5 protein-coding genes are annotated in these 8,036 nt (G+C 42.8%); 1 reads left to right on the forward strand and 4 read right to left on the reverse strand.

Annotated elements, in window-relative coordinates; translation table 11 throughout:
* Positions 1-76 precede the first annotated feature (76 nt).
* Positions 77-2,458, forward strand: coding sequence for a TonB-dependent receptor plug domain-containing protein (locus ACLHG7_RS08125; RefSeq protein ID WP_410210554.1), 2,382 nt, complete (start codon positions 77-79; stop codon positions 2,456-2,458).
* An 86-nt stretch (positions 2,459-2,544) separates the two neighbouring features.
* On the opposite strand, the gene ACLHG7_RS08130 is transcribed toward ACLHG7_RS08125, so the two are convergent.
* From ACLHG7_RS08130 to ACLHG7_RS08145, 4 genes are all read right to left on the reverse strand, one after another.
* Complete coding sequence (locus ACLHG7_RS08130; protein WP_410210555.1) at positions 2,545-4,182, reverse strand: sulfotransferase family 2 domain-containing protein; 1,638 nt, start codon at positions 4,180-4,182, stop codon at positions 2,545-2,547.
* Positions 4,183-4,282: 100 nt separating this feature from the next.
* Positions 4,283-4,876, reverse strand: a complete 594-nt coding sequence (cysC, locus tag ACLHG7_RS08135) for an adenylyl-sulfate kinase (protein WP_410210556.1) — start codon at positions 4,874-4,876, stop codon at positions 4,283-4,285.
* A 462-nt stretch (positions 4,877-5,338) separates the two neighbouring features.
* Positions 5,339-6,673 (reverse strand): isocitrate lyase, encoded by a 1,335-nt coding sequence (gene aceA, locus ACLHG7_RS08140; RefSeq protein ID WP_410210557.1) that lies wholly within the window; start codon positions 6,671-6,673, stop codon positions 5,339-5,341.
* 460 nt (positions 6,674-7,133) lie between these two features.
* On the reverse strand, positions 7,134-8,036 hold a 903-nt coding region (locus ACLHG7_RS08145; RefSeq protein WP_410210558.1), incomplete at its 5' end, for an isocitrate lyase.

The raw sequence follows: 8,036 nt of genomic DNA on the forward strand, positions 1-8,036 counted from the left end.
TAACAAACATGAAAAGTTGATGCTTTTCTTTTTGCCATGCTTTTCTCAAAAATTTTAAGTTTTGGACACGTTATTCATGTATAAATATTCCGCACTCTCTCTAGCAATAGTCAGCATTCTTTCGATTCAAGCGCATGCAGCAGATGACGCCGCTCAGAGCACGACGCCTAGTGTAGATGAAACAGCAGCAGTCGTAGTGACTGGTACGCGCGCAAAAAACAGAACCGCCCACCAATCACTCCAGCCCGTAGATGTGATCTCAGGCGATACCTTACGAGGCAGTGGCTCCTCTGAACTGGGTTCTGCACTTGCTCGCTTAATTCCTTCAATTAATTTCCCGCGTCCTGCTGTGGTGGATGGGGCTGAACTGGTTCGTCCAGCACAATTGCGCGGATTGTCTCCAGACCAAGTTCTGGTCCTCGTGAATGGCAAGCGTCTACATACCAGTGCATTTATCAATTTGGGTGGTGCAATTGGGCGTGGTTCTGCACCAGCAGATTTAAACTCTATTCCCATATCTGCAGTTAAACGAATTGAAGTACTACGCGATGGTCAGTCGGCACGTTATGGCTCTGATGCGATTGCAGGTGTGATTAATATCATTTTGAAAGATGGTCCAGAGGGTGGTGAGGTCAGTACCAAAGTCGGTCAATATAAAAAAGGGGATGGCACTCAGCGTGAACTCTCGGTTAATTCTGGTTTTGCACTGGGGAAAAGCGGTTGGCTTAACGTCACTGCTGAAGGGGGTAAGAATGGCTATACCAACCGTGCGGGAGCAGACTTTCAAAGTCCTCTTGCAACGACTAATGGCCAGCGTGACTTCCGCTTTGGAGATCCAGCAACTAATAACGGTAAGATTCTACTTAATGGTCAATATGATATCAGCGATGATGCTCAGCTCTATGCAATCGGAACGTTTAGTCAGACACAAGGTGAAAACGCTGAGTTCTATCGCCAAAGTAACTCCAGTAATAATATTAAAGCCTTGTTCCCGAATGGATATTTGCCTTTAACGCATAATGTTGTTCAAGACACGACATTGGTTGCAGGCGTGCGGGGAGAGTTCTTGGATGACTGGCATTACGATGCTTCCGCCAATTATGGCAAGAATAACTATGAAGTGAATATCGATACGATTAATCCAAGTTTGTATCGTGATACCGGATCTACACCGTTTAATTTCTATAATGGTACTTTGGCGAATTCACAAACATTGTTGAATATCGACATCAGTAAAAGTATTGCATTAAGTTGGTTACCACACCCATTGTCTGTCGCTTTTGGTGCAGAGTATAAATATCAGCAATATAAAGTCGAAGCGGGTCAGCCTGAATCATATTACAAGGGGGGAGCTTCGGGTCTAGCGGGCTTTAGTGCAGGTGATGCTGGAGATCACAATCGCCATAGCTATTCAGAGTATCTGGACTTAGAAACAAAGCTTACGGATAAGCTAACAACGTCTTTGGCAGTGCGCAATGAGAATTACAGTGATTTCGGTTCGACGACAACCGCTTCTTTGGCCGGACGTTATGATTTCACACCACGTATTGCGATCCGCGGAAATATTTCGAATGGCTTCCGTGCACCTTCACTGGCTCAAGAGTACTTTTCACAAACATCCCTGCAATTAGTCAATGGCGTTTTACAAAATGCAGGAACGTTCCCCGCAAATTCGAGTGTAGCCAAGTTGTTTGGTGCAGAAGATCTCAAGCCTGAAAAATCCAACAACTATAGTTTAGGCTTCACATTTAACCCGATTGATCGGCTCTATATCACTATTGATGGATATTTGATTGATATCACGGACCGAATCAGCCTGTCATCAGCAATCAATGCCAGTACGCCCAAGGTACTTGCATATCTTGCCGCGAATGGCATCAACAATGTGAATTATAGTAGCGTGCGTTATTTTAATAATGCCAGTGATACCCGCACCAAAGGTGTCGATTTGGTCGCCAGCTATCGCTTCCTCTTCGATAACGGCATCAAATGGAATAGCACGGTTGGGCTCAATTTTAATCAAACCAAAGTCACCAAAATCAAAGCTAACCCCACCATCCTTAATCAATTGGGCGTAAATTTACTGCGTTTAGACCGTCGTGAAACACTAGGTTTACTTGGTGAGAGCACACCTGAAACGAAATTGACTTTAGGAAATGATTTCAGTCTCGAGAATTGGACATTGCATACCAATCTGGTTCGATATGGCAGCTTTGTGTCATATAGTAATGTAGGTCCGCAGGAAGACCAAAAGTTTGGTGCGCAGTGGGCACTGGACATGGCACTTGATTATCGTTTACAGAACTGGACGTTTACATTGGGTAGTGACAATGTTGCGAACTCTTATCCTGCACGTTCACAGTTCGGAACAGTGGGAGGCAGTATCCCTTATAGCGAGTTCTCGCCAAATGGATTTAATGGCGCGTTCTATTACGGCAAGGTGAACTATCGCTGGTAAGAGTATTCCTTCGCTGCTTAAAACAAAACGCCAGCAATTGCTGGCGTTTTGTTTGTTGAATCTGAACTCAGGTAGTTGCTAATAATCTATTCAATGACATTTATAGCAAGTACAAGCGGTTTGAATCCTTTGGTATCAAGCCAAGCCACGCACTCTTGTACAGGAACGAGTACAAGTTGATAACTTCCAGGAATCTCAGGTGGAATGATCAGCATTTGAACTTCAATACTTCCACCAGTAAAGAGGCACATGCAGGGAAGTGGTGTACGTTCACCTTCGAAAATAACAACTTCATTATTCGCATTCATCCATCGATAGGACAGGTGAATAGGGTTTTTCAGAGAGCCCATCCAGTTGGTCGATGATTGGTTAAAAAGGGTAACATCCAATGTGAAGGGAGTCGCACTTTTTACTTCATTAAGCGATATGTTGCATGTAACTATACCTTGAGCATTTTCAACTTTTTGAGCAACTGCTTCATTAAAGTATTCATAAGTAATATTGAGTAAAGGACGAAAAGGTTTGATCTTTGATGAATTTGCAGCTTTCTTGCCTGTAATTTTTTTTGGTGACCCACATGGGATTACTGTTTGGGGGATATTAATAGCCAAAGAATGCCAAGCCAATTCATGATGTGCTTTCACATGCTCATTTAAAAATATTAGGCTGATCTGATAGTCCCCAACTGGTAAATGATTTTTGATACTAAATTGCATCTCATAAAAACCAGCTTTTAGATGATAGAGAGATTGTTCTTCAACGGTAGAGCTTAGATTGAGAACGAGCGCTTTGTCTTGGTCATAAACACTGATTTGGGTATTTAGTTTTGTGACAGGTCCACTCAAGGTCAAATAAGCAATCAGTTTAATCTCAGAAAGATGCTCTTGATTGTTCAGGACATTGACGACTTGACCTATGCTGATAATGCTTAACTCAGGACGCCAATAGGGCATCCACGACATGGGTGTCGGTTTAGCAGGAGATTGTTTCTGTGATGCGCGGACATTTTCTTTATGCACTTTGAGTGTCTGATATAACTGCAAATCTAACTGATTGAGTTCAATCAAACGCTGCCTTAGCTTGTCAGAAATATGATTAACTCGTGGACGAGTGACTGTGACATTCACCGATTTAATGGGCGGAGGGTCCGCAATATATAGGAACTCGACTACATCTTTTGAGAAGTCATCTAAGTATTCATATACGCCTACGACATCGTAGTGGGAGATTGCGAAGAATGCATCCTCCAGTTTTTGATCATCATTGGATGTTGGACAGGTGCTGATGATGGATGCAAAATGATTGACATACAGGTTTTCGAGATAGTCTCTAATTTCATCATCCATATCTTCCCCATCACTCTGGATGAAGCGATCAACTTTTTCCCAAACTCCTGGCAATACGCTGTTATCAAAATTTTTATTGACGAAGAATAGCCAGGAAATCGCCCGATCGATAGGTTCTCTTAAGCAGGTCAAATAGCCATAGCGCGGATCTAAGCCATCACCTCGAAAAGAAACATGACCAGAAATAATATTGAAGTTTCCACCATGTGTTTGAATCAAGTCACGATGATCACCAATTAGGCTTTCGGTTACCGTTGCAGGTCCAAAAACATTGGATAGCCAAGTATTGATGGCTTGTCCTGCTGTTTTAGGAAGATGATCAAAGATAATCCGTCTGTTAAATATAGCCTGAGTCTTTGGCATGAATTTAGTGTTCAAATGTGTGCTTCCATATGGTTTTTAATCGAATGTCAGCCAAATAATCTCGGCTTGTCATTCGTCAGAAACAAAAAATGCCCCTTGGATAGGAGCGGCTGAATTAGATATTACGATGCGCCAAAAAATCTATAATTTCTTGAGCAGACTGCAAAGGCGTTTTACTATCAGTCGATAGGTTGATATGCGGAGCCAAAGGGGGCTCGTATGGGCTATCTATGCCTGTGAATTCAGGGATGAGACCTTGCCGGGCTTTTTTATAAAGATCTTTGGGGTCTCGTTGTTCGCATGTCTCTAAGTCCGTATTCACATAGACTTCTATGAACGAACCAGTAGGGCAGACATGCATTGCTTGTTCGCGATCATCGCGGAACGGTGAAATCAAAGCAACGATAACGGTCAGTCCTGCACTCATCATCAAGTTTGCAGCTTCAGCGGCTCTGCGTACGCTTTCCGCACGATCTTCGCGTGAAAAGCCTAAGTTTTTATTGAGCCCACCCCGAAGAACATCGCCGTCCAAAATCACAACACGTTGACCGAATTGGATCAATTCATTGTGGAGTATTTCAGCAATACTTGATTTTCCAGCACCTGAAAGACCTGTAAGCCAGATGCAGTAGGGTGATCTTATTTCAAGCGCCTCAATAGTATAAGGACGCTCGTAGGCATTTTCTGTTAATAGGTTACTGGTTGACATGTGCATTTTAGTTCCCCTGATAAGTATTCAACTGAAAGTGCAGTTGTAAAAAACCCCATTTTTTTAACAGCCTACCTTGGCCATGGGTTATGCACTAAATAGTAAAAGGATGGAGGCAATGTTTGTGGTAGATAAATGATTCAGCTTTGAACCAAGGCTCTCCATATAGCCTGAGCATAGATGTTAAAGTGAATTACTTATAATAAAATCCTATTTACGACCTGATTATTATCGTTAATGAAGAGAGATATCAAGTGAAAAGATCTTAAAATATGGAGAAAAGATTGAGTTTTTGTAAGTGAATGTAAGTCTGAGAATCGTTGGGCAAAATTTTTACATCTATATGTAAAATATAGTTATTTTGTAATAATTCGCATATAATGATGCGCAAAACAGAAAGAAAAGTAACCCTGCAGGGTACAAGGTTACTGATATTTTAAATTAACAATACTTAGCACAAACTTAGTGAAACTGCTCTTCTTCGGTCGAACCTGTTAGCGCTGTCACGCTTGATGCCCCGCCTTGGATGACCGTTGTGACATCATCAAAGTAACCAGTACCGACTTCTTGCTGGTGCGCAACGAAGGTATAACCTTTTTCGGCATCGGCAAATTCTTTCTCTTGCAGTTTGACGTAGCCTGTCATATCGGTACGGGCGTAGTCATATGCCAAGTTGAACATGCCATTCCACATGCTGTGTATACCGGCCAAGGTAATAAACTGGAATTTATACCCCATGGCAGACAGTTCACGCTGGAATTTGGCTATCGTCGCATCATCCAGATTCTTCTTCCAGTTGAAAGAAGGCGAGCAGTTGTAAGACAGCAATTGATCAGGGTATTGGGCTTTCACTGCTTCAGCGAATTTACGCGCTTCATCCAGATCAGGTTTCGCTGTTTCACACCACAGTAAATCCGCATAAGGTGCATAAGCCAAACCACGACTAATCGCTTGATCAATGCCCGCACGAACACGATAGAAACCTTCAGCAGTGCGATCACCAATGATGAACGGTTTGTCGTTGGCATCAAAGTCTGAGGTCAGCAAGTCTGCCGCGTTTGCATCTGTCCGCGCCAGAACGATTGTTGGAACTCCTTCAACGTCAGCAGCCAAACGTGCAGCATTGAGTTTTTGAACCGCTTCTTGAGTTGGGACCAAAACTTTACCACCCATATGACCGCATTTTTTGACTGATGCCAGTTGGTCTTCAAAGTGAACCCCCGATGCGCCTGCGCGGATCATATTTTTCATCAACTCATATGCATTCAACACGCCGCCAAAGCCAGCTTCGGCATCGGCAACGATCGGGGCGAAGTAGTCGATATAACCTGCATCACCTGGGTTCTTGCCTGATTTCCATTGAATCTGATCCGCACGTTCAAACGCATTATTGATACGACGAACAACGGTTGGAACCGAATCAACAGCATACAAGGATTGGTCGGGATACATGGTTTCCGATGTATTGGCATCCGCAGCTACTTGCCAGCCTGACAAGTAGATTGCTTGAACACCTGCTTTAACTTGTTGAACTGCTTGGCCACCCGTCAATGCACCCATCGCGTTGACGAAATCTTTATCTGGACGGAAGGCAGGTTTTGCACCGTTAACCACCATATCCCAGAGTTTTTCTGCACCACGTTTAGCGATGGTGTTTTCGCGTTTGAGCGAACCGCGCAGACGTACGACATCAACGGCTGTGTAATCTCTTTTTTTTCCTTTCCAGCGTGGGTTTTCTGCCCAGTCTTTTTCGATGGCAGCAATTTCTGCCTGACGATCATAGTTACCTGTACTCATGGTGAAACTCCAGATTAATCAAAAATCATTAGTGACCACATTGAAGAAATAAAACTAAACCGCTTTACTTAAAGTTTTCCTGTGTTAAATCGCTCTGATAGGAGCTGAACTTCACTTAAAACAAGTCAATATCCGGATAAGGAAACGACAGGTTTAAGAATAAGTGAACGTGCAAAGATTCATTTTGGAAAACCTTATACAGATCTTGTGAAATGATTCTAGGACGAGTGTGATAATTTAGCCAGTTTATCGAAATAATCTTTGGTATTTATTTCATGAATTATATTGTTTAATGGTTTGTTATTATTTGTTTTTATTTTAGGTGCATAAATGGATTACGAAAAATTACTATATTTAATGTCTTGAATTAGACATGACGATCACTCTAAATGAATAAAAAAAGCCCCACTCAATAGAGTAGGGCCTTTATCATCATATGATCTTCACAACACTATGCTTATTAAGCAGAGAATTGGTTCATGGTGTTTTTAGCGTCATCACCAGCTTTCAGCGCTTGTTCACCAGCGAAGATTTCTTTGTGATCATCACCGATGTCTGAACCCGCCATTGCTTGGTGTTTAACACAAGCAACACCTTCACGGATTTCTTTACGTTGTACGCCAGCAACATATGCCAACATGCCTTGATCACCGAAGTAACCTTTAGACAGTTCATGCATGTGCAGAGCAGTCGTGTGGTAAGTCGGCAGAGTGATCAGGTGATGGAAAATACCTGCTTCACGTGATGCATCAGCTTGGAAAGTGCGGATACGTTCGTCTGCTTCTTTAGCCAATTCGCTGTTGTCATAGTCAACGCTCATCAATTTTGCACGGTCGTAAGCAGATACGTCTTTGCCTGCTGCTACAAATGCATCATATGCTTGTTGACGGAAGTTCAGAGTCCAGTTGAATGATGGGCTGTTGTTGTAAACCAGCTTAGCATTTGGAATCGTTTGTTTAACACGGTTAACCATGTCAGCGATTTCAGCAACGTTTGGAGTTGCAGTTTCGATCCAGAGCAAGTCAGCACCGTTTTGCAAGCTGGTGATACAGTCAAGAACAACACGGTCAATCTGTGTGCCCGGACGGAAAGAGAACAAGCCACTTGCCAAACGTTTTGGACGATGCAATTTGCCGTCACGTTTGATCAACAGTTCGTCGTCTTGTGCTTCAGAGATGTCGATTTCAACTGTGTCGAGGTAGCTGATGTACTGAGAAGCCAAATCACCTTTAACTTTCGAAACTGGGATTTTTTGAGTCAAGTCAGCGCCTTCAGAGTCAGTACGCGCAACGATAACACCGTCTTCAACGCCCATTTCTAAGAATGCATAACGCAATGCATGGATCTTAGCGATGAAGTCTTC

This window comes from Aquirhabdus sp. (genome assembly GCF_046462495.1).
In the GTDB taxonomy this organism is placed as follows: Bacteria; Pseudomonadota; Gammaproteobacteria; order Pseudomonadales; family Moraxellaceae; genus Aquirhabdus.